At 60.0% G+C, this 23,106-nt stretch carries 18 protein-coding genes; all 18 read left to right on the top strand.

Annotation, left to right across the window (positions count from 1 at the left end; translation table 11 throughout):
* Nucleotides 1–72 precede the first annotated feature (72 nt).
* The 18 genes from glmU (at nucleotide 73) to GX181_02345 (ending at nucleotide 22,961) form a co-directional block, all read left to right on the top strand.
* Nucleotides 73–1,485, top strand: a complete 1,413-nt coding sequence (gene glmU, locus GX181_02430; protein ID NLM70805.1) for a bifunctional UDP-N-acetylglucosamine diphosphorylase/glucosamine-1-phosphate N-acetyltransferase GlmU — start codon at nucleotides 73–75, stop codon at nucleotides 1,483–1,485.
* 24 nt (nucleotides 1,486–1,509) lie between these two features.
* On the top strand, nucleotides 1,510–2,475 hold the full coding sequence (locus tag GX181_02425) for a ribose-phosphate pyrophosphokinase (protein ID NLM70804.1): 966 nt from the start codon (nucleotides 1,510–1,512) through the stop codon (nucleotides 2,473–2,475).
* A gap of 75 nt (nucleotides 2,476–2,550) precedes the next feature.
* Nucleotides 2,551–3,225 carry a 50S ribosomal protein L25 gene (locus GX181_02420; GenBank protein ID NLM70803.1) on the top strand — a complete coding sequence of 225 codons (675 nt, stop codon included), beginning with the start codon at nucleotides 2,551–2,553 and terminating at the stop codon, nucleotides 3,223–3,225.
* A gap of 12 nt (nucleotides 3,226–3,237) precedes the next feature.
* Nucleotides 3,238–3,798: an aminoacyl-tRNA hydrolase gene (locus tag GX181_02415; protein ID NLM70802.1), complete on the top strand. Its 561-nt coding sequence runs from the start codon at nucleotides 3,238–3,240 to the stop codon at nucleotides 3,796–3,798.
* Nucleotides 3,799–3,866: 68 nt separating this feature from the next.
* Nucleotides 3,867–6,971 (top strand): DEAD/DEAH box helicase, encoded by a 3,105-nt coding sequence (locus GX181_02410; protein NLM70801.1) that lies wholly within the window; start codon nucleotides 3,867–3,869, stop codon nucleotides 6,969–6,971.
* A 3-nt stretch (nucleotides 6,972–6,974) separates the two neighbouring features.
* A complete protein-coding gene (mazG, locus tag GX181_02405; GenBank protein NLM70800.1) occupies nucleotides 6,975–7,784 on the top strand; it encodes a nucleoside triphosphate pyrophosphohydrolase in 810 nt (269 codons plus the stop codon).
* Between the two features lie 45 nt (nucleotides 7,785–7,829).
* Nucleotides 7,830–9,353 (top strand): pyruvate carboxylase subunit B, encoded by a 1,524-nt coding sequence (locus GX181_02400; protein NLM70799.1) that lies wholly within the window; start codon nucleotides 7,830–7,832, stop codon nucleotides 9,351–9,353.
* Nucleotides 9,354–9,373: 20 nt separating this feature from the next.
* Nucleotides 9,374–10,384 (top strand): PhoH family protein, encoded by a 1,011-nt coding sequence (locus GX181_02395; GenBank protein ID NLM70798.1) that lies wholly within the window; start codon nucleotides 9,374–9,376, stop codon nucleotides 10,382–10,384.
* Entirely contained in the window at nucleotides 10,356–12,485 is a 2,130-nt protein-coding gene (locus GX181_02390) for an HDIG domain-containing protein (GenBank protein NLM70797.1), read from the top strand. The genes GX181_02395 and GX181_02390 overlap by 29 nt, the downstream gene beginning before the upstream one ends.
* The gene (gene ybeY, locus GX181_02385) at nucleotides 12,454–12,969 is read left to right on the top strand and encodes an rRNA maturation RNase YbeY (protein NLM70796.1); all 516 of its coding nucleotides are present in this window, start codon (nucleotides 12,454–12,456) and stop codon (nucleotides 12,967–12,969) included. Before GX181_02390 ends, ybeY begins: the two co-directional genes overlap by 32 nt.
* A complete protein-coding gene (locus tag GX181_02380; GenBank protein ID NLM70795.1) occupies nucleotides 12,966–14,276 on the top strand; it encodes an HlyC/CorC family transporter in 1,311 nt (436 codons plus the stop codon). The genes ybeY and GX181_02380 overlap by 4 nt, the downstream gene beginning before the upstream one ends.
* Nucleotides 14,273–14,716 (top strand): cytidine deaminase, encoded by a 444-nt coding sequence (locus GX181_02375; GenBank protein ID NLM70794.1) that lies wholly within the window; start codon nucleotides 14,273–14,275, stop codon nucleotides 14,714–14,716. Before GX181_02380 ends, GX181_02375 begins: the two co-directional genes overlap by 4 nt.
* The gene (locus tag GX181_02370; protein ID NLM70793.1) at nucleotides 14,713–15,648 is read left to right on the top strand and encodes a GTPase Era; all 936 of its coding nucleotides are present in this window, start codon (nucleotides 14,713–14,715) and stop codon (nucleotides 15,646–15,648) included. The genes GX181_02375 and GX181_02370 overlap by 4 nt, the downstream gene beginning before the upstream one ends.
* Nucleotides 15,649–15,655: 7 nt before the next feature.
* Complete coding sequence (locus GX181_02365) at nucleotides 15,656–16,444, top strand: DNA repair protein RecO (GenBank protein ID NLM70792.1); 789 nt, start codon at nucleotides 15,656–15,658, stop codon at nucleotides 16,442–16,444.
* Between the two features lie 59 nt (nucleotides 16,445–16,503).
* Entirely contained in the window at nucleotides 16,504–17,394 is an 891-nt protein-coding gene (gene glyQ / locus GX181_02360) for a glycine--tRNA ligase subunit alpha (protein NLM70791.1), read from the top strand.
* A gap of 5 nt (nucleotides 17,395–17,399) precedes the next feature.
* Nucleotides 17,400–19,463, top strand: coding sequence for a glycine--tRNA ligase subunit beta (locus GX181_02355; protein ID NLM70790.1), 2,064 nt, complete (start codon nucleotides 17,400–17,402; stop codon nucleotides 19,461–19,463).
* A gap of 57 nt (nucleotides 19,464–19,520) precedes the next feature.
* Complete coding sequence (locus tag GX181_02350) at nucleotides 19,521–20,177, top strand: kinase/pyrophosphorylase (protein ID NLM70789.1); 657 nt, start codon at nucleotides 19,521–19,523, stop codon at nucleotides 20,175–20,177.
* Nucleotides 20,178–20,306: 129 nt separating this feature from the next.
* Nucleotides 20,307–22,961 carry a pyruvate, phosphate dikinase gene (locus tag GX181_02345; protein ID NLM70788.1) on the top strand — a complete coding sequence of 885 codons (2,655 nt, stop codon included), beginning with the start codon at nucleotides 20,307–20,309 and terminating at the stop codon, nucleotides 22,959–22,961.
* Nucleotides 22,962–23,106: the final 145 nt, after the last annotated feature.

The raw sequence follows: 23,106 nt of genomic DNA, 5'->3' as shown, positions 1-23,106 counted from the left end.
TGGATAAACAACTGAGGGGGCTGAGGGAAACCCCCCTTTTTTTATGTTCGATAAAACAGAGCAAAGGTGATGATGGTTTTGCCTGCTTCAAGAGGCGCAGTTGGAGCGCTTGTTCTCGCCGCCGGGAAGGGAACTAGGATGAAGAGTGCCCTTCCCAAAGTGCTGCTTCCTGTCCTCGATCAGCCTGTGCTTTTTTACATCTTGGATTCGCTTGGAAAGTGCGCGGACGCCTCAAAGGGAAGGATCAACTCCATGGCCGCGGTGATCGGCTACAAAGGAGAGCTTGTCCAGGAGTACCTGTCCTCTGACTGGCCCGGCACACTTCCCGTATGGCAGCACGAACAGCTCGGCACGGGACACGCGGTGCAGATTGCCGAAGAGTGGTGGAGCGGACTGGACCACCTCCTGGTGACTCCCGGGGACGTTCCACTGGTAACAGCCTCGTCGATTTCAAGACTTGTCGCGGACCACCTGTCCTCCGGGGCGGACTGCACATTCATCAGCTTCGAGGCCTCCGACCCGTTCGGGTACGGCAGGGTGGTGCGATCGGGCAAGACGATCGTCATAGTCGAGGAGAAGGACGCGACCGAGGCGCAAAAAGCCCTGACGGAGGTCAACAGCGGGATCTACATCTTCAAGACTTCTTCACTATCGCCCCAGATATCCAGACTTGACAACGAGAATGCCCAAAAGGAGTTTTATCTTCCCGATATCGTGCCGATGATCGCCCGGGCGGGCGGGAGAGTTCACGCGTCACTCGCGCCCGACGAAAAGGAGTTCGCCGGGATAAACAATCCCAGGCAGCTCGCTGATGCGGCCAGCGCCCTTCGGCGCAGGATTATCGATCGGCACCTTGCAGGCGGCGTCAGAATGCAGGACCCCGATTCCGTATGGATAGGGCCGGAGGTCGTCATAGAGGAGGATGCCCGGATCGACCCTGCCGTACAGCTTTGGGGGAAGACGAAAATCGGTGCGGGCTGCGGCATAGGCAGCTTTTCAATACTGAAGAATTCGATCCTCGAGGATGGAGTGGACGTCCTGAGCCATTCGGTTCTCACGGACAGCCTTTTCAAGAGCGGCGCCAGGATAGGCCCCTTCATCGTGGTGAGGGACGGTGCCGTCTTCAGCGAGGAGTCTCAAGGAGGAAAGTTCGTGGAGGTCAAAAAGAGCGTCGTAGGGAGAAGAAGCAAGGTCCCCCACCTCGCATACGTAGGCGACGCCACAATAGGAGAGGAGAGTAACATCGGCGCGGGGACGATAACGTGCAACTACGACGGCGTAAAAAAGAACCCCACCACGATAGGCGACCGTTGCTTTATCGGCAGCGACAGCATTATCGTAGCGCCAGTCGTGATAGGCGACGACGGATACACAGCGGCCGGCTCAGTCATCACGAGCGACGTGCCGGAAGGCGCGCTGGCGGTCGGCAGAGCAAGGCAGAGAAACATCGAAGGCTGGGCGAAACGGTCGACCAAGAAGGATTAATTTCTGAAGGAGGCGTCAGGTTCAATGAGGTCTTTCGGGCATGAGTTGACAGTCTTTTCCGGAACCGCCCACCCCGCCTTTGCAAAAAGAATCTGCAGCGAGCTGGGAATAGAGCAGTCCAAGGCGAAGCACTACCGTTTCTCCGACGGAGAGATAGGGCTCTCCATAGAGGAGAGCGTGCGCGGCGCCGATGTGTTCGTCGTCCAGCCCACGTGCAATCCCGTCAACGAAAACCTGGTCGAGCTCCTGATAATGATAGACGCGCTGAGGCGGGCGTCCTCGTTCAGGATAAACGTCGTCATCCCCTACTTCGGCTACGCCCGCCAGGACAGGAAGACAAAGCCCAGGGACCCGATCTCGGCCAAGCTGATCGCAAACCTGCTGACGGAGGCCGGGGCGACCAGGGTGATCTCCGCCGACCTGCACGCAGGCCAGCTGCAGGGTTTTTTCGACATCCCGGTTGACAACCTTACCGGAATTGCCCTCCTGGCGAGGTATTTCAAAGAGATCCTATCCAGGTCCGTTATTGCTACGCCCGTGGTCGTGGCACCGGACGTGGGCGGAGTTGTCCGCGCCAGGAAGTTCGCCGGAATGCTGAAGACGGACCTCGCGGTTGTCGACAAAAGAAGATCTCACGAGGTGGCCAACCTCTGCGAAGTCATGGACGTCATCGGGGACGTCGACGGAAAGACGGCCATACTGGTGGACGATATAATCGATACGGCGGGGACGATCTGCAACGCCGCCGCCCTTCTCAAGGAGAGAGGCGCGGTCAAGGTCTACGCCTGCGCGACCCACGGAGTGCTCTCCGGGCCGGCCCTGGAGAGGCTGGAGTACTCCGAGATAGACGAGGTCGTCCTGACGGACACGATCCCGTTGCCTGAGAGCAAGAAATCGGCTAAAATCGTTCAGCTGTCGATCGCCCCTCTTTTCGCCGAGGTCATCCTGAGGATTCACAACGACCGTTCGGTGAGCAGCCTGTTCGATTGAAGTTCGATTGAAAGTGATTGACGCGTAGATCTCCGATTCCCTGTAGGAATCGATTTTCAAGGAGGATGTTTTAGAATGTCGAATGCTATCAGCATAACACTGGAAGAGCGCAAGGAATCGGGAAAAATCGCCTGCAAGAAGCTCCGCCCGGCAGGATACACCCCCTGCGTCTTCTACGGCCCGGAGTACAAGGACTCCATTCCCGCCAAGGTCAAAACCGAGGATGTCGCGAAGTTGATAAAGGCAGGCGGCTGGGAGACCGTCACCCTCAACGCAACGCTGCCCGACGGCAAGCAGGAGATGTGCCTGATGCGCGAGGTTCAAAAGAACTTCCTCGACGACTCTCTTCTGCACATCGACTTCATGCAGCTGGTCAAAGGTCGCAAGATCAACGTCAACGTGCCCGTTCAGATCGTCGGACGCGAGACATGCGAGGGCGCAAAGCAGGGAGGCCTCATCGACCACATCCTGCGCGAGATCTCAATGGAGGTCCTTCCGGGCAGAATTCCCGACATGATCACAGTGGACGTATCCGATCTCGGGCTCGGCGACCAGCTGTTCGTGCGAGACCTAGACCTACCTTCGGACGCTTCGCTTCTTGTGGATGAAGACGAGATGGTCGTGGCGGTAATGGTGCCACGCGGCGTGACCGACGAGGAGGCCGAGGAGGAGGCAATCGCCGAGGACGAGGAAGAGAGAGAAGTGGAAGTAGTCGCAAAGGGCAAGGCGAAGGACGAGGAAGAGGAATAGCCCCTATTGAAGATAGTCGCCGGCCTGGGCAACCCTGGCCCCGAGTATGTATTCTCGCGCCATAATGCGGGGTGGCTGGTCATAGACCACATTCAAAACCGCCTCTCCTGCGGCGTCCCCAGAATGCAGTTCTCCTCCATGTCATGGTCCTTTTTTCACGAGGGGGAGAAGGTCTTCCTGCTGAAACCGCTGACATACATGAACCTCAGCGGCAGGTCGGTCGTGGAGGCCGCCGAATATCTCGACGTGCCCTGGGAGAACGTGCTCGTCATATACGACGACGTCGACCTTCCGTTCGGCAGACTCAGAATGAGGGCCAAGGGCGGAGCAGGCGGACACAAGGGCATGCTTTCCGTCATCGGCAGAGCCGGAACCGCTAAAATTCCGCGCCTGAGAATCGGCATAGGCGCCGCCCCCGACAGGCAGGGCATGGTCTCATGGGTACTGGGCGGCTTCAACGAAGAGGAGCGAAAAACGCTCCCATCGCTTCTTGACAGGGCCGCCGAGGCCGTGGAGAGTTGGATAAATGACGGAACGGACAGGACGATGAACCTGGTGAACGCTTCCCGTTGAAAAAATACGGTGATGCGAATAAAACTCCACACGGCCCGTCGCGTGATACCGCGGGAGCCTTTATCAGGATGAACATTTCCTCAGACAGAAGACATAACACGGTATGGGACATCGGGAGCGCCCTGTGGCGGCAGGGTGCCCCGATTCACCTCTCGCTCGACGGCGCGGCCCGGTGCTGGATCTGCAGGGCGCCGCGAGCGCCTGCTGTTGCCGTCTTCCCGGACTCAAAACAGTCGTCCACCTTCTTCGACGACTGGAACTCTCTTTTCCCCGAGGCGCCCGCCACACTGCTCGTGGAGACCCCCCTGACGAATCAAGGAATCGAAAACAAAGCCCTTGCCCTTCAACGAGGAGAGACCATCCTGCGCTGGAGGGAGGACGGAGGAATTCTCGTTACCACCGGACGGGGACTCCTGTCTCCCGTGTCCAGGGGGACGGGGGAGATACTCCTGATGACAGGCCGAGAGTACAGGCGCAGCTCCTTTCTGGACTGGCTTGTCCACGCTGGTTACGTCCGCTCTGACCTAGTCTGGGCGCCGGGACAGTTCGTCCTTCGCGGATGCATACTGGACATCTTCGATCCTTCGTACGCCCACCCGGTGAGGCTTGAGTTCTTCGACGACACGCTGGAGAGCATAAGAAGCTTCTCCCCGAGAACTCAGAAGAGTGTGGGAGTGCTGGACGAGCTCAGCATCCACTCCACATCTACTGTCCGCGAGACAGCGATAGCGGACTATTTTGGCGACGACACTCTCTTTCTCCTCTTCGACCCGGTCAGGATAGAGTCGGGAGCCATGAAGTACGAGATGATATGGAAGGAGCTTGCCTCCGTTCACGGGGGTCCCCCGCTCATCTCCTGGCAGGATCTCATGTTCAGGCTGGCGTCCGGCTTGATGCTGCGCATCACCGATGCTGCCGCCATGGCGAGGGAAAAACTGGCCATCGAGGAGGTCCCCCTCTTCAAGGGCAACCTGGATCGTTTCAGGTGGATGTGCGAGACATGGAAAAACGACGGCTACCACATCAGGCTTTTTACTGAGAATCCCCGCCTCGCTTCAATCTTCGAGGAGGACGTCCAGGTCATCCCCGGCTCACTGTCAAAGGGCTTCGCGGACCCTGTGATGAGGGTGATCAACCTGTCCGACGTCGAACTCTCGGGCGTCACGCGGCGTCGATCCTCCGCCGTACACTTCGTCCCGCCGCAGGAATGGAGCGACCAGCTCGCCGACGGCCGCCTGCTGATGCACGAGGAATACGGTCTCTGCGTCTTCAGGGGCGCCGAGGAGGTCAAGATCTCCGGCGAGTCCGTGGACAGCCTGATCCTGGAGTTCGCGGACAACAAGCGTCTCTTCCTGCCCGCGCTCCTCATGCACAAGATCACGCCGCTTGCGGAGCAGATGGACGGCGAGGTCAGGCTTGACTCCCTTAAGGGCACGAGATGGAAGAAGAGCGTACAGAAGACCAGGGAGAGGGTGGAGCAGGAGGTGCGTTCTCTGCTGGAACTTTACGCGAAACGCGAGCTGGTGGAGGGCTTCGCGTTCCCCGGCAGGGACGACCTGTTCGACCAATTCGAGGAGTCCTTCCCCCACCCGGAGACGAAGGACCAGCTGACCGCCATAACCGAGATCCTGGACGACATGGAGCGGCCATATCCCATGGACCGGCTGCTGGTGGGCGACGTCGGCTACGGAAAGACCGAAGTGGCCCTCAGGGCGGCCTTCCGCGCGGCGCAGGCGGGCAAGCAGACCGCCTTTCTCGTGCCCACGACGATCCTGGCTCAGCAGCACTACCTCACCTTCACGGCCAGGCTGACCGGCTTCCCCGTCACGGTCGGCATCCTGTCCCGCTTCCTGACCAAAAAGGAGCAGAACGAGGTGATACGCAAGCTCTCCACAGGCGCGATAGACATACTTATCGGCACAATAAGAATGCTGAAGGACGACGTGATCTTCAAGGACCTCGGCCTCCTGATAGTCGACGAGGAGCACAGGTTCGGAGTCATGTCCAAGGAGAGGATAAAGCAGGCGAAGGAGGACATAGACGTACTCATGCTCTCCGCCACTCCCATACCGCGCACCCTCGCCCTGTCGCTTAAAGGCCTGAGAAACTTCTCGGTGATCAACGAGGCCCCGGGAGACAGGATTCCCGTGATGACCTCGGCCGCGCCCTGGAGCGAATCGCTCGTCAGGAAGGCCATCTCGTCGGAGATCGAGAGGGGAGGGCAGGTCTTCTACGTGGCAAACCGCATCTCGGGCATGGAGAAAAAGCTCGCCACCCTCAGGCGGCTCTTCCCGGACGTAGTCATTGCCATGGCTCACGGAAGGATGAGGGAACAGGACCTGGAGGAGACCATGACGCACTTCTTCAGCGGCCATGTGAAGATCCTCCTGTGCACCACGATAATCGAGAGCGGTCTGGACATTCCGAACGCGAACACGATCATAATCGAGGACTGTCACGAGCTTGGACTGGCCCAGATGTACCAGCTCAGGGGCCGTGTCGGCAGGAGGGACGAGGCCGCGTTCGCCTACTTCCTCTATCCGCCGGAAAAACCACTGACCCGGGAGACGCTGGACAGACTTGACGCCATAACGTCGCTTGACAATGAGGGAGCCGGGTATAACCTCGCGATGCAGGATCTGCGCATCAGGGGCGGAGGGGAGCTCATCGGGACGACTCAGCACGGAAAAGGCGCGCGAAAAACGGACTCGATCCTCTACTATTCACTGCTGGAGGAGGAGATCGGCAAGCTCCAGGGAAAGGCACCGTCCAACGCCTCCGTCTCTGTGGAGATTCCCTGCTTCGTGCCCTCCTTCTACATACCGCAGGAGAGCGTCAGGATAGCCCTGTACAGGAGGCTTCTTCGAGTCTCCAGCGTGGCGGAGCTCGACGACATGGCGAAGGAGTCCAGGGACAGGTTCGGGGATCTGCCGGAGAGCCTCGAAAACTTGTTTTCCGTATCTTTTCTCCGTTCAAAGGGCGGTTTATATGGTATCTTGTCCGTAGCGTGCACGAGAATGGACACGACGATCGCGGGAGGGGGCCCCCTGTTCGACCACCTGGCGACCTCCAAGCGGTGGATTCCGAGAAACAGAGCTCTCACGGGTCCGGGAGGTGGAACGGGGCTCAAGGACCTTCTCTCGGGGATTAGACATTTAAAGCGGGTGCTGTAGAATATGGCTGAAAAAGGATACCAGGAGGCTTTCGGGGGGCTGGTCGAGGTAATGGCGCGCCTGCGCGCGGAGGACGGCTGCCCCTGGGACAGGGAACAGACTATGGAGAGCCTAAGGACTTACATAGTCGAGGAGGCGTACGAGCTGGTGGATGCCATCTCGACCGGCGAGACACCGGACATAGTGGAGGAGGCGGGCGACCTCCTGCTCCAGGTGGTCTTCCTCGCCAGAATAGGCGAGGAGGAGGGGACCTTCTCAATCGGTGATGTAATACAGGGGCTGGTGGACAAGATGACCAGGCGCCACCCTCACGTCTTCTCCGACTGGTCGGCGGAGACAAGCGGCCAGGTCCTCCGGAAATGGGAGGAGATCAAGGGCCTGGAGAAGAAGGGCAAGAAAAAGGACACATCCCTGCTGGCAGGCGTCCCGGAGGGACTTCCCCCTCTGGCCAAAGCGGCACGCATACAGTCGAAGGCCGCTCATGTCGGCTTCGACTGGGAAAAAGGCGACCTCGATCCAATATACGACAAGATCGAGGAGGAGCTGTCGGAGGTGAGAGACGCCGTCGGGGAGGGAGACATCGATCTGCTTGAAGAGGAGATCGGAGACCTCATTTTTGCGGCGGTAAACCTCGCTAGGCATCTCGACGTAAACCCCGATTCGGCCCTTGGAAAGGCGAACAAGAAATTCACCGAGCGGTTCAGGATAGTAGAGTCGATGGTCCGGGAGACAGGCCGTCCCTGGGACAGTTTCTCGCTCGGTGCGTTGGACGGACTCTGGGAAGAGGCGAAAAGGCGCATCGGTAGAACCTAGTTGGCACTTCGTAAACTATCATAGGACAGGTGGAGGATATTGAGTATGAGTGCCCCGAACAAAAAAAAGAAGACCGAAGCGGCTTCGTCGAAGCCGTCCCCCTCCAAGAGGGCGAAGGTCGAGGAGAGACAGGAGAAAAAAGAAGAGCGAAAGAAGACAGAAAAAAAGGCAGAGCCCGGCAGAAGGGCCGGCATAACCGACACCACCCTCCGCGACGCGCACCAGTCGCTCATGGCCACTCGAATGAGAGTGGAGGACATGACCGGCATAATCGAACAGATGGACGAGGTCGGGTTTCACTCGATGGAGGTGTGGGGCGGCGCGACGTACGACAGCTGCATGCGCTTCCTCGACGAGGACCCGTGGGAGAGACTTCGCTCGATGCGCAGACTCTTTAAAAAGACGAAGCTCCAGATGCTGCTCCGCGGCCAGAACGTAGTCGGCTACCGCCACTACGCCGACGACACAATCCGTGAGTTTGTCAAGAGGGCCATCGGCAACGGGCTGGACATAATAAGGGTCTTCGATGCCCTCAACGACCTTCGCAACATGGAGGTCGCAGCGGACCAGGTCAAGAAAGAGGGAGCGCACCTTCAGCTGGCATTCTCGTTCACCCTCTCGCCCGTGCATTCGCTGGAGTCGTTCGGCAAGCTGGCAAAGGACATGAAGTCCATGGGCGCCGACTCGATATGCATCAAGGACATGGCGGGGATTATCAGCCCGGTGGAGACCGCGGCCCTGGTCAGGACGATTAAGCAGGAGACAGACCTGCCCTTGCATATACACTCCCACTACACCAGCGGGATGGCCTCCATGGCTTACTACGCCGGCCTCGAGGCGGGAGCGGACGTGGTTGACTGCGCCATCTCCCCCTTCGCCCTCGGCACGAGTCAGCCTCCAGTGGAGTCGATGGTGGCGGCCCTCAGGGGAGGAGAGCTGGACACGGGAATCGAGCTCGAGAAGCTCCTCCCCGTGGCGATGCACTTTAAAAAAGTGCGCGAAAAATACTCCGACATCTTCATCGACCTCGGCGGAGTGGACATCAACGTGCTCCTCTACCAGATCCCCGGAGGGATGTACTCGAACCTGGTGAGCCAGCTCAAAGAACAGAAGGCCATTGCCAGGCTTCCCGAGGTGCTAGAGGAGGTCCCAAGAGTGCGCAAGGAGATGGGATACCCGCCCCTTGTGACTCCGACGAGCCAGCTGGTGGGCACCCAGGCCACTCTGAACGTCCTGATGGGAGAGAGGTGGAAGGTAGTCCCCAGCGAGGTGAAGAGCTACTTCCGTGGAGAATACGGCAAGCCGCCCGCGGAAGTCGACCCGGAGATACGGAAGAAGGTCGTCGGCGACGCGGTCCCGATAACCCGCAGGCCCGCCGAGCTGATCGAGCCCGAGCTCGACAAGGCCAGGAAGGCAATCGCGCCCTGGATGCTCCAGCCCGAGGACGTGCTCAGCTATGTCCTGTTCCCCGTGATCGCAAAGGACTTCCTCGTGAAGAAGTTCGCCAGGGAGATGAAAATCGACGTGGGGGTCGCGGAGCTGGTCGACGGGGTGGGATACCCGGTATAGACATACAGTCCCCGAGGAGGATGCGCATAGACGTGATAAACAGCAAGGACGAGCAAGGCCCGTTTCTCCGCGAGCTAAGCTTCGCGGACATCGAGACCATGTATCGTTTCGCGGGAAACGGAGACGAAAACCTCTCCGAGATAGAGCAGCGATACCCGGTCAGCCTGATCGTGAGAGGGAACAAGGTGGCCGTTCGCGGCCCTGACGAGGAGGCGGTCGAGGTTGCCTTCCGCCTCCTCGAGCAGCTTCACAAAATAGCCTCCAGGGGGCACTCGCTTCACCTGGCAGACGTTCGGTACGCCATGGACATGATAGCGGAAAAAGGCTCGGTCGATCTTGCCCCTCTCTTCTCCGAGGTCATCTGCACCACGGCGAGAGGAAAACCCATACGCTCCAAGACGGAGGGGCAGAGAAGATACCTGGAGGCGGTCAGAAACAACGACATAGTATTCGCCATCGGTCCCGCGGGAACGGGCAAGACCTTCCTTGCCGTCTGCCATGCAGTCGCCCTGTTGAAGGCCTCTGCAATCAGCAGGATCGTCCTCGTGAGGCCCGCGGTGGAGGCGGGGGAGAGCCTCGGCTACCTCCCGGGAGACCTCCGGGAAAAAGTGGAGCCGTACGTGCGTCCCCTCTACGACGCCTTTTACGACCTCCTGACCCCGGAGCGTTTCTTGCGTCACGTGGACAAGGGCGTCATAGAGATCGCTCCCCTGGCCTACATGAGGGGAAGGACCCTGAACGACAGCTTCATAATTCTGGACGAGGCGCAGAACACGACACCCGAGCAGATGAAGATGTTCCTCACCCGCCTCGGCTTCGGCTCGAAGGCTGTGATAACGGGGGACATAACCCAGATAGACCTGCCGAACGGCAAAAAGTCCGGCCTGATTCAGGTGAGAGAAATACTCGAGGGGATTCAGGGGATCGAATTCTTCAATCTCACCGATTCCGACGTGGTCAGGCACGAAATAGTACAGAAGGTGGTAAGGGCTTACGAGAGATATGAACGACAGCGCGAACCTCAGGCATAGAGGCTCGGCCTCTAGGCGCGGGCCCAAAAAATACGGAGGCTCACTGCTCAAGGGCGAAGGCAAGTCGGCGGACTATCGCTCCCTGTCGCTGCTTCTGCTCGTTGCCTTTGCGCTGACCGTAATATTTCTCAAATGGTTCTTCGAGGACAGGACCTCCGGCTTTCTTCCCGGAGAGCCCTCGCCCAGGACCTACTTCGCCCTCTTTCCATTCAAGTACACGGACGACGAGAGCACCTCGATCCTCCGCGCCCGCGTGGGGGACACTGTCGCAGGCGTGCTGGTGCGAGACGGCGCGGCCATGGACAGGCTCATCTCCAAGATCGAGTCCATGGCGGCGGGCGACATCTCCGGCCTTTCGCTCTCTCCCGGCCTGACCGAGCTGATAAACCAGTACCCGGAGGAGCCCGGGAAGACCATCCTCATGGAGAGCGCACGTCTCAGCCGCCTCTACCTAGACGCGGACTCGATCGCCGGGGGAGAGATCGCATGGTCGCCGGAGAACATCTGGAGGGAGATAGAGGAGCTCTCCCTGCCCATCGAGGACGCTAACGTCGTTTTCCAGATCCTCGACGAGATACTGCAGCCCCTTGTTCACATAGACGCGGACCTCACTCGCTCTCTCAGGGAGGAGATAGGCTCGACCCTGCAGCCTGTCGAAAGAAAAGTCGCCCCCGGAGACGTCATAGTGGACAAGGGGCAGATAATAACGGACCAGGCCGCCGGGATCCTGGAGGCGCAGGGCTACTCGATGCTCTCCTTCCCGTGGAAACAGATACTGTTTGCCCTTACGACAATACTCCTATGGCCTCTCTGGCTCGCCACTCAGACCGACAGAGAAGCCCCCGAGGTCGAACCGCCATGGCTCTACCTGTCGTTCATCGTCGGGTTGAGCTGGATAGTGGAATACGTCTCCTCTCTCTTCTCCGTCCAGGGAATGGGCAGCCTCTTCCTGGCAGGATGCTCCTACCTGACTCTGCCTGCTCACTCAGCTCTTCAGCTTGTCATGGTGGGTGGAATCCTCGGTGCTCTCGTCGTCTCCGGCTTCTCGACCCTGCACGTCCTGCTCGTGGCCCTGATGGGCATAGTCAGCGCCTTCGGAGGCTACTTCGTGCTGAAAGACGCTCATTCCAGGGGCAGGCTTTGGAAACAGCTCTTTCTACTTGGACTGCTTCAGACCGGTGCAGGACTTGCTCTCAGGCTGGCCTTCAATCTCTCCCTCTCGGCGGAGATACTGGTACCACTGGTGCTGGGAATCGCCGTCTGGAGCAGCCTGGTAATCGCCGCCCTGCCCCTGTTCGAGGACGTCTTCGACGTCCTGTCGCCCCTGCGCCTGATAGAGCTCAGCCACCCGTCGAACCCCCTTCTCAAGAGGCTTCAGATGGAGGCGCCGGGGACCTATCACCACTCGTTGATGCTTGGCACCCTGGCCGAGACGATAGCCGACAAGCTGGACATGAACGCCAATCTTCTGAAAGCGGGCGCTTACTTCCACGACATCGGCAAGCTGCGTCGCCCCGAGGCCTTCGTCGAGAACCAGATGGGCGGCGACAATATCCACGACGAGCTCAAGCCCTCTCTATCGGCCCTGGTCATCATAGCCCACGTCAGGGAGGGGCTTGAACTTGCGCAGGAATACCACCTGCCAAGGATCATACGCTCCTTCATAGCGGAGCACCATGGCACCACGGCCCTGACATACTTCCTCAAGAAGGCCGAGAGCATGGGCACACCCGTGCCGAGCGACCAGTTCCGCTACCCGGGACCGCGCCCCCAGAGCAAGGAGACGGGCCTTCTGATGCTGATAGACTCGGTCGAGGCCGCCGTCAGGTCCGAGTTCCGTGCCGGCGCGGATTCCGTGTACGACATCGGCGACACTATAAACAGGGTCGTGGACGCCAAGATAGCAGAGGGCCAGCTCGACGACGTGGACTTCACCCTCCGGGACCTATCGATCATCAAGGAGACATTGCTCTCATCGCTTAGGACGATGTATCATACCCGCAAGGTCAAGGAGATAAAAGAGTCGGCCGAACAAAAAACCAAAGATGAAAAACAGGAGGCAGATGTCAGTGAAGGTTCACCTTCGCCTCGAGGACAATGAGGAGACCATCCCGGCAAGTACACCGCCATTCGCCCGGGAGAGAGCCGAATTGGTGCTGGCGGACGCATTGGAGGCCTTGACCCCCAAGGGCGCCCTGCCGAAGAGAGTCGAAATATCCCTCTCCTTCATTCCCGAAGGTCTGATGAGAGAGCGCAACAGGGAGCACATGGGAGTGGACGAAGCTACGGACGTCCTCTCCTTCCCGCTCTGGGAGGAGGACGGCGAGTTCCGCCCGAGCAGGATGCTGCCCACCCTTCCCCTGGGGGACATCCTAATATGCCCCGATGTCGCCCGAAAGAACGCCGCCTCCGAAGAGGCCCTTCCAGACGAGATGGCGCTTCTTCTCGCACACGGCTTTCTGCACCTGCTGGCTTGGGATCACGATACCGAGGACCGTAGAATCGCCATGGAGCAGACAACGGAACGGATAAAGACGGAACTGCTGAAGGCATTGGTCTTCAGCGGGCCGGTTCGGGCGGGATGACGATGAGCGCCTCCGTCGTGCAGATGATCCTGTTGTTGACCACCCTGCTCCTGCTATCAGCCTTTTTCAGCGCCGCCGAGACGGCCATAACCTCGTCCGGCCGCGGGAAGATACTCGCCCTGTCGGAGCGACATCCCTATCGGAAGCGCTTCTTCGACTGGCTGCTTCGCGACGTGCAGCGGGCTCTTACCATCGTGCTGATCTCGAACAACCTAGTCAATATAGCAGCCAGCGCGCTGGCCGCCTCTCTCTCCATCAGGCTGATGGGTCATATCGGGGTACTGGTCGTAGTCCCTCTCATGACCGCCCTCATAGTCATCTTCGGAGAGGTCTTCCCCAAGAGCGTCGCCATCATAAACCAGGACACGGTTCTGGTGATGTCCCTGCCCTTCCTCAGGCTGTTGGACATCCTGCTCGCGCCCTTCCTGTGGTTGTTGCTCGCGACAGTAAAGCTGCTCGGTGTGCTCTTCAAGGTCGAGGTGAAGGCCCGTCACCCCTTTGTCACCAGGGAGGAGTTTGAGCAGATGGTGATCATCGGGCAGGAGTCCGGCGCCCTGGAGGAGGTCGAGAGAAGGATGATCCACGGAGTGATCTCCTTCGAGGAGACCAGGGTCTACGAGATAATGGTCCCCAGGACCGACATGGACGCCGTCCCCGCCGACTACACCCTCGAGGAGGCCATCAAGATCTTCCTGGAGCACGGACACTCCAGGATACCGGTGTTCAGGGAAAACCTCGACGACATAGTCGGCATCCTCTACGTAAAGGACACGATACCCTATCTGCTGGAGGGCAAGACGGCATCCCCGGTTTCGTCCATAATGAGGGAGGCCCTCTTCGTGCCCGAGAGCATGAGGGTGGTCGAGCTCTTCAACAACATGAAGAAGAAGCACATACACATGGGGGTGGCCGTGGACGAATACGGCGGTGTGGCGGGGATAGCCACCCTCGAGGATCTTCTGGAGGAGATCGTCGGGGAGATACAGGACGAGTACGACAAGGACAATCCCGCCTTCACCGAACGGGAAGACGGAAGCTACATAGTGCAGGGGACCATGGGACTCGAGGACCTCAGCGAGCTTCTGGACGCGCATTTCGACTCCGAGGACGCGGAGAGCTTGGCGGGGCTGGCCCTGTCTATCTCCGGGGACTTCCCCTCTCCGGGGGAAAGGCTGACATACACGCCGGACGATGGCGCTGGCGAGTGGGAGATTGAGATAGTGGAAGTGGAGGATCACAGGATAAAGCTCCTTCGCCTGATCCCGAGGGAGAATGACGAAGAAATGACGCCGGAGGACACGGAATGAACCCGCTGAAAAAGGACTATTCATGGCCCGCGGACTGGCCCTCGATCAATGAGCTCCTCGAGGCGGCAAGGGAGGCTCGCGCCAGGTCGTACTCGCCCTACTCGCGATTCCCGGTCGGTGCGGCCCTATTCGTCGAGGGCATGGACGAACTGATCCCGGCGTGCAACGTGGAGAACAGCTCCTACGGGCTGTCGATCTGTGCGGAGAGAAGCGCTGCGACCGCCATGATAGCGCGCGGGGGCAGAAAGCCGCTGGCCGCCGCAATAGTGGGCGTCCCGGGCGAGCCCTGCCTCCCCTGCGGCGCGTGCAGGCAGTTCCTGGCGGAGTTCAACCCGGACATGGTTCTGGTCTTCGAGGATGGCGACTCTTACGTTCTCTCATCCCTCGCCGACCTGTTCCCCGCCCCCTTCCTCTTCGGCGGGGAGGCCGACGAACATTGAACGACGAAAAAACCGCCTTCCGCTCCGGAAAGGTCGTCCTCGCCGGGCGTCCCAACGTCGGGAAGTCCTCGATAATAAACAGGCTGCTCGACTACAAGGTCAGCATAGTCTCCGAGAAGCCGCAGACCACCAGGCACGTCATCAGGTGCGTGTTCAACTCCGACGATTGCCAGATCGTCCTGCTGGACACCCCGGGGCTTCACCTGCCCAGGCACAAGCTGGGAAAAACATTGGTGCAGGCCGCCGCCGAATCACTTCGCGAGGGCGACCTCGTCTGTTACGTGGTGGAGATAGGCGACCGTCTCATCGGCCCCGAGGACAGGGAGATCATATCGATGCTTTCGAAGGCGGACGCCCCTGTGCTGCTGACCGTGAACAAGTGCGACACCCCCCCTCGTCGTGAGAGGCGCGAGGAGGTTGAATCACTCTATGGAGGCGAACTGCCGCTGCGTGGATCCGTCTTCATCAGCGCCAGGACCGGAATGGGGCTGGACGACCTCGTCGACTCGATCAAGCCCTTCCTCCCGGAGGGGCCTCCCTTCTACGACGAGGAGATGATCGTCGACAGGCCGGAGAAGTTCCTGGCGTCGGAGATCATACGGGAGAAGGCCCTTATGCTCACGCACAGGGAGGTGCCCCACTGCATAGCGGTGGAGATAGAGGAGTACAAGAGCCCCGACGAGTACCCGGAGCGAGAGGTCCTCTACGTCAGGGCCAGCATCTACGTGGAGCGAGAGGGGCAGAAGCGCATAGTCATAGGGGGCGGAGGAGAGAGGCTTAGAGAGATCGGCAGGCTCGCCCGGATCGACATAGAGGAGTTCACCGGGCACAGGACGTTTCTCGACCTGTGGGTCAAGGTCAGAAAGAACTGGAGACAGTCCGAGAACGACCTGAGGCTATTCGGAATCGAAGAGCGCCGTCCCAAGGGATAGATCCCCGATGGAGAACAACCCTCGAAAGCGTAGGCACATCAGGCGAAGCGACTCATCCTGGTTCCCCGGAGGCGCCTTCCTCGACGGAAAGACGCAGGGACATGCCAATCATTCGGGCGTCGTGCTGAAAAGGGACATCTCGCCCGAGGGCGACGCGATTCTCTACCTGTTTCTAAAGGGATTGGGACCAATAACCGTGTACGCACCAGGCGCCTCCAGGGGCAGGATAAGATTCGGGGGAGCGATAGAGCCCCTGACTTGGGCCAACTTCAACCTCTACCGGGGTACCAAGTACTACTACCTGACGTCGGCCGAGATCAAGGAGGACTTCTGGCAACTTAGGAACGACCCGTCGAAGATAGCAAAGCTCATGGAGTGGGACGTGATGCTGTGCAGACATCTTGCTCCGCGCATCCCCTGCGACGATGTGCTGGCCCTCTTCTACTGGTCGGGGATGCACCTGAAAAGCGATGCCCATCCCCTCGTCGCCGAATGGCGCTTCTACTGGAAGTGGCTGAGATGCTGGGGCCTTGCGCCCTCGCCTGAGAACTGCGCCGGGTGCGGCGTGCCCATCTCCGAGGCCAGGCTGACCCTGTTGGGCTTTCTCTGCCCCTCCTGCGCCCGGGAGGGCGAGGGGGCGCGCCTGGCAGCGAGGGAGATGGACCTGCTTCGCATGTCGCTTTCAGCGCCCGCAAGGGCGTTTGCTGGGCTCTTCCCGGCCACCGGCTTCCGGGGCCAGTCGCACTGGGCCGAGGTAAATTCACGACTCAAACGCTATTTCGACGCCATGGCCTGACCCGGGGTCGGCTCGGACGTCCGCTTTCAAGCTCAGTTTCAGCATAAGGAGGAATGGCAGTGAACTTTCAGGAGATCATCTTTCGCCTCGAACGCTTCTGGGCCGAGCAGGGATGCGTCGCCCAGCAGCCCTACGACATAGAGGTAGGAGCGGGCACCATGAACCCGGCGACTTGCCTTCGCGTGCTTGGCCCCGAGCCGTGGCGAGTGGCCTACGTGGAGCCCTCTCGCCGCCCGGCCGACGGACGCTACGGCGAGAACCCGAATCGTCTTCAGCACTACTACCAGTACCAGGTCATAATCAAGCCCGCGCCGTCGAACATCATAGACCTCTACCTGCAGAGCCTAGCCTCGCTCGGGATAGACCCGGAGGCACACGACATCCGCTTCGTCGAGGACGACTGGGAGTCTCCCACCGTAGGTGCCTGGGGCCTGGGCTGGGAGGTCTGGCTCGACGGCATGGAGATCACTCAGTTCACCTACTTCCAGCAGGTGGGGGGGTTGGACATGGAGCTCGTCCCGGCGGAGATAACCTACGGCATCGAACGCATCGCCATGTTCGTCCAGAAGGTGGACAGCGTCTACGACCTTCAGTGGGCCGAGGACGTAAAGTACGGCGACATACACCACAAAGGCGAGGTCGAGCACTCCCACTACAACTTCGAGCTGGCGGACACGAACATGCTCTTTCAGCTCTTCGGGATGTACGAGGCGGAGGCGAGGCGCATACTTGAAAAAGGCTTCGTACTTCCCGCCTACGACTATGTCCTCAAGTGCTCCCACACCTTCAACCTCCTGGACGCCCGCAACGCCATCAGCGTCACTGAGAGGACCGGCTACATCGGCAGGATCAGGGCTCTTGCAGGCCGGTGCTGCGAGGCGTACGTCGAGCAGCGGCGCGAGATGGGACTGCCGCTCGCCGAGAAGTTCCACGACCGTGTGAAGAGGTGAAGAGAATGACTTTCAACACCATGCTCCTGGAGATAGGGGTCGAGGAGATCCCGTCGCGCTTCCTCCCCGAGGCGCTCGCCCTGCTGAAGAAATCGGCCGGGGAGATCTTCTCCGACGCCAGGATCACCTACAAGGAGATGTCCGCATACGCCACCCCCAGGCGCATTGCCCTCGTCGTCGAACAGGTCGAGGAGATGAGGCGCGACATAGTCACCTCGTACAAGGGCCCGGCCTGGTCCTCGGCCTTCGACACGAACGGCAACGCGACCAGGGCGGCTCACGGATTTGCAAAGAGCAAGGGAGTCCCGGTGGAGAGTTTGATCCCGGTCGACGTGGATGGAGTGAAATACGCCTTCGCGGAGGTATCCGAGCCAGGAAAGCCGGTGATCGATGCCCTTCCCGAGGTGCTTCCCGCCCTGGTGAAGAGCATCGTCTTTCCGAAGAGCATGTACTGGAACGCCCCGTCCGTGCGCTTCGCCCGACCGATCCGCTGGATCGTCGCCATGATCGACCGGGAGGTAGTCCCGTTCACCTACGGGGACATCGAGAGCGGGGCCGTCACAAGGGGGCACAGGTTCATGGGGTCGAAGCTCCTGGACATCGACGACGCCTCCCGCTACATGGAACTCCTGGCGGACAACCACGTGATCCTCGACCAGGAAGAACGCCGTCGCAAGATGATGGCGGGGATAAGCTCCCTGGGGCATGAACTGCAGGGCACGCCCGAGCTTGACCCGGAGATAATCGAGGAGAACCTCTACCTCGTGGAGTATCCCGTCCCCTTCTTCGGCGGCTTCGACAGGAAGTTCCTCGAGATCCCCGAGGAGGTCCTCGTGACCAGCATGAAGAAGAACCAGAAGTACTTCTCCGTCCGCAACGACAACGGCAAACTGCTCCCCTTCTTCGTCGGAGTGAGCAACAACCTCGCCTCCAACATGGAAGTCGTGCGCGAGGGGAACGAGAGGGTCCTTCGCGCCCGCCTGGAGGACGCCGCCTTCTTCTGGTCCGAGGACCTCAAAAAACCCCTCGCGGCCAATCTCGAGCTCCTCAAGTCCGTCGTCTACCAGGAGCAACTCGGCACGTTGCACGACAAGGTCATGGCAGTCCGAGACCTTGCCCTCTGGCTCGCAAAGGAGATGGGCATGAACGACATCCTCTCCCTCCTCGACAGGGCGGCGCTTCTGGCTAAGGCCGACCTTGTCACGGGCATGGTGAACGAATTTCCCGACCTGCAGGGAGTGATGGGAAGGGAGTACGCCCTTAAAAACGGCGAGCACGAGCGCGTGGCCGATGCACTCTACGAGCAGTACCTGCCCAGGGCGGCGGGAGGCGAACTGCCGTCGGACGCGATAGGGGCTCTGCTGGGACTGGCTGAGAGGGCGCATATCATAACCAGCTGCTTCAAAGCGGGCCTCGAACCGACCGGGTCGCAGGACCCCTACGCTCTGAGAAGGGCGGCCCGCTGCATAAACGAGATAATCTGGGGAATGAACCTCGACGTCGACCTCTTCCGCCTCTTCGGCAAAGACTGCAAGATCCTCGCGATCGACGATGATACCCGCGAGCGGGTCATCGCCTTCCTTCAGCAGAGGCTCCATATCCAGACCAGGGAGAGGGGCTACTCCCATGAGCTGACCAGCTTGGCTCTCTCCGTTACCGGGGGCCGTCCCCTGCAGGCCTTGAAGTTCCTTGAGGTCTTCTCCGGGCTGCAGGACGAGAAGTGGTTCGTCGATCTTGTGACATCGGCGGTAAGGGTCCGCAACATACTCTCCAAGACAGAGGACGTGGTCGGGGGAGTCGACGAAACCCTCTTCTCCAAGGACGCCGAGAGAAGGCTTCACGGCGAAATACTGAGGATAAGCCCGATGGTGGAGGAGGCGCTTGCAGGCCATGACTGGAGGGCCCTGGCCTCCTACCTGGCCGAGCTATCCCCCGCGGTGACCGTTTTCTTCGACGACGTCCTTGTAATGGACCCGGACGAGAGGATAAAATCCAACAGGATACGTCTGTTGAGCCTGTGCAACGCGCTATTCCTTAAGGTTGGAGACCTGGGCGTGCTGAAAAAGTAACAACCCGCCCGGGGCGAAAAAAGCACGGCGAACCTGGGAGTGATGACAATGTCGCCATTGAAATTGGTATTAGCCTACGACTCGGGCGAGGAGGGATCGGAGAGGCTTTCAAACGAGCTGAAGGCCCTGTTGCCCGAATCGACGCAGATAACCGTGATCGACCTCGCAGGAAGGAATATGTCGAAAGACCCGGCACCATCGCTGCGCTCGGACTCAAGGGCAATGCTCCTCTGCACCCCGTACAGCGGCGACCTTCTCAAGAGGATCCGGGCGATGGAGTTCGCCGCCAGGTGCGACGACGGGCGGGGCGAAGAGCATCTTGCCGATGCCGACCTTGTCCTCCTCGGCGCCTCGCGCACCGGGAAGACGCCCCTCTCCTTCTACCTGGCGCAGAAGGGCCTCATGACCGCGAACCTCACGCTGGTTCCGGAGCGAGAACCGCCCGAGGCGCTCGGGAGAGTCGCGCCCGAAAAGGTCGTGGGGCTGGACATGTCCACGGAATGTCTCTCCCTGATAAGGGCGGAAAGGCTTCGCATGCTCGGCCTGGAGCCAAAGGCCTCGGCATACGCCGACATCGACAGGGTGGAGAGGGAGCTGAACAATGCCCGTGAATACTACCGTGCGTCCGGGTACAGAGTCTGCGATATGACTAACAGGTCCATCGAGGAGGGCGCCCACGAAATCCACGATTACATCCGAACGGCGAATGAATAGGCGTCAAAAAAATACCTAGTGGTGTATAATACAAATCTCGAAAACAGCATGTTCGCCGATTTTCAACACAGATAACGGTGACTGTAGCTTTGGAGTGTAGAATCGATTCTCAATCATGGAGGTGCGGGAATGGAGATTAACAGAGAGAAGTATGTATACAGCTTCCGGGAGGGCAACGCCGGCATGAAGGCGCTCCTAGGAGGCAAGGGGGCCAATCTGGCCCAGATGGTCGGCTATGGCCTTCCAGTGCCGCAGGGGTTCATCCTCACCACGCACGCGTGCCTTGAATACGGCAAGGACCAATCGTTCCTCGACGGGATATGGAACGACGTGACCGAGGCCATCGCCTCTCTTGAGAAAGAGACGGGCAAGTCCTTCGGTGCGGGTGACAACCCCCTGCTGGTATCAGTGCGCTCCGGGGCGCCCGTCTCGATGCCGGGCATGATGGACACGGTGCTCAACCTTGGCCTCAACGACGAGAGCGTCGAGAGTCTGGCCAAGGCTTCCAACGATCGCCGTTTCGCGTACGACAGCTACCGACGCTTCATACAGATGTACGCCAACGTCGTCCACGGAGTGGACAGCGAGCACTTCGAGGCCGTCCTGGCCCGCGTCAAGGAGGACCTCGGAGTCCGTTTCGACAACGAGATCCCCGCGAAGGACCTTGAGGAGGTTGCTCGCGAGTTCAAGAGGATATTCGAGGAGAAGACAGGAGCACCCTTCCCCGACAAGCCCGAGGATCAGCTTAAGAACTCCATAATCGCGGTATTCAAGAGCTGGGGGAACCCGCGGGCGGTGACCTATCGCAATCTGCACAACATCCCCGACGACCTCGGCACCGCCGTTAACGTCCAGCTGATGGTCTACGGAAACCTCGGCGACGACTGCGGAACGGGAGTCTGCTTCACGCGTAACCCCTCCGACGGAGTCAAGGAGCTCTACGGGGAGTTCCTTATAAACGCCCAGGGAGAGGACGTGGTCGCTGGCATACGCACCCCCCTGCCCATCGCCGAGTTGAAAAACAAGATGCCCGAAATATACGACCAGCTCTTCAAGATAAACACAGACCTCGAGACCTCCTACAAGGACATGCAGGACATCGAGTTCACCATAGAGAAAGGCAAGCTCTACATCCTCCAGACCCGGAGCGGCAAGCGCTCCGCAGGTGCAGCCGTAAAGATAGCCATTGACATGCTCGAGGAGGGCCTGATAGACAAGAAGACCGCCGTCTCCAGGGTCACCCCGGGCCAGGTCGAGATGCTGCTGCACAGGCAGGTCGACCCCAAGGCCGAGGTCAAACAGCTCGCCAAGGGCCTGCCCGCGTCCCCCGGAGCGGGGGTCGGCATAGTCGTCTTCGATGCCGATGACGCGGTGGAGCAGGCCAAGGCCGGGCACAAGGTCGTGCTCGCCAGGCCGGAGACCTGTCCCGACGACATACACGGCCTCTTCGCCGCCGAGGCGGTTGTTACCAGCAGGGGAGGCATGACCAGCCACGCGGCCGTCGTCGCCAGGGGGCTCGGCAAGCCGTGCGTCAGCGGCTGCGAGGAGCTTCTGATCGACCTAGACAAAGAGACCATCACCGCGGGCGACACAGTGGTAAAAAAGGGAGACAACCTGACCATCGACGGGACCCTCGGCAGAGTCCTCCTTGGCGAGGCGCCCCTTATCGAGGCGTCCTTCACAAAGGACTTCGAGAAACTGCTCGACTGGGCCGACGAGATCGCAAGGCTGCAGGTCTGGGCAAACGGCGACACCCCCGAGGACGCCCGCAGGGCGCGCGATTTCGGCGCCCAGGGCATCGGCCTCTGCAGGACCGAGCACATGTTCATGGCCTCCGACCGCATCCCCGTGATGCAGCGACTAATAATCGCAGACAGCGCCGAGGAGCGGGCCGTCGCCCTCGAAGAGCTCAAGGTCATGCAGAAGCAGGACTTCTACGGAATACTGAAGGAGATGCACGGCCTGCCCGTCATCTTCCGACTGCTCGACCCGCCCCTGCACGAGTTCATGCCGAAGGAGAAGGATCTGGAGGAAGACCTCCAGGCCCTTGAGGCGGCCGGCAAGGGCGACTCCCCCGAGGCCGAGAAAATAAGAAGCGCGATAGTCAAGGTGGGGGCCCTTCACGAGTCCAACCCGATGCTCGGCTTCCGCGGCTGCCGCATCGGCATAGTCTACCCCGAGATAAGCGCCATGCAGGCCAGCGCGATCTTCGAGGCCGTGATAGACCTGGTGAAAGAGGGAGTGGACGTAAGGCCGGAGATCATGGTCCCACTCGTTGGCATCAAGAACGAGATGGAGTTCTTCAGAAAGCAGATAGACGACATCGCCAAGGACTACATGGAGAAATCCGGAGTCAGCTTCTCCTACCTAGTCGGCACGATGATCGAGATCCCGCGTGCGGCCTTCATAGCCGACCAGATAGCCGAGCACGCCGAGTTCTTCAGCTTCGGCACCAACGACCTGACTCAGACCGCCTTCGGCTTCTCGCGCGACGACGCCGAGGGCAAGTTCCTCGGACACTACGAGGACCTCGGGATACTACCCGTCAACCCCTTCCACGTCCTGGACAGGGAGGGAGTAGGAGAGCTCATGAGGATAGCCGTTTCCAAGGGCAGAACTCAGAACCCCGGCCTCTCCATAGGCATCTGCGGCGAGCACGGAGGCAACCCCGAGAGCATAGCCTTCTGCCATATAGTAGGACTGGACTACGTCAGCTGCTCTCCCTTCCGAATCCCAGTGGCCAGGATATCCGCGGCCCACTCGGCGCTAGGCGAGCTGGAGTAGACAAAGACATATCGAGGGGGAGCGAGTAAAACTCGCCCCCCTCAGTCATCCCGAACGGAGCTTATTTGCCATCCCGAACCCTGCATATTTGTCATCCCGAGCAAAGCTTTTTGTCATCCCGAGCGGAGCGAGGGATCTCGCCTTT

The organism is Synergistaceae bacterium (assembly GCA_012521675.1).
Taxonomy (GTDB): Bacteria; Synergistota; Synergistia; order Synergistales; family Aminobacteriaceae; genus JAAYLU01.
The sequence above is the reverse complement of the archived record's forward strand: the minus strand, read 5'-3'. Positions and strand labels throughout refer to the sequence as shown.